This is a genomic window from Xanthovirga aplysinae (genome assembly GCF_009711365.1).
GTDB lineage: Bacteria > Bacteroidota > Bacteroidia > Cytophagales > Cyclobacteriaceae > Xanthovirga > Xanthovirga aplysinae.
The window spans coordinates 1-364 of sequence record NZ_SMMB01000109.1 but is presented as its reverse complement, the minus strand read 5'-3'; the positions used below and the strand labels follow the sequence as shown (position 1 = coordinate 364).

At 43.1% G+C, this 364-nt stretch carries 1 protein-coding gene; it reads right to left on the bottom strand.

All coding sequences use genetic code 11. The features are described 5' to 3' along the window. A partial coding sequence (locus tag E1171_RS00135; protein WP_187696090.1) for an FG-GAP repeat protein occupies positions 1–364 on the bottom strand: 364 nt, incomplete at both ends.

Genomic DNA, 364 nt, shown 5'->3' with positions numbered 1-364 from the left:
CTTCCCAACCACCTTCTGGTTTTTCAAATAGATAGGCCGAACCGGAATCTACTCCATTTTCATCTTTTCCATAAGCCCCTACCACCACTAGATCTTCCGAAATACTCACGAAAGCACCAAAATAATCATGAGCGGTACCGTCTGAAGCCGTCAGCTTGGCCGTTTCATTCATTCCTACCCAACCACCATCTGGTTTTTCAAATAAATAAGCTGAACCAGAGCTACTTCCCTTATCATCGTCAAAATAAGCCCCTACCACCAATTGATCTCCTGATATACTCACGGAATAACCAAAATAATCATATTCAGCACCATCTGAAGCCGTTAGCTTGATCGTTTCATTCATCTCTTCCCAACCACCTTC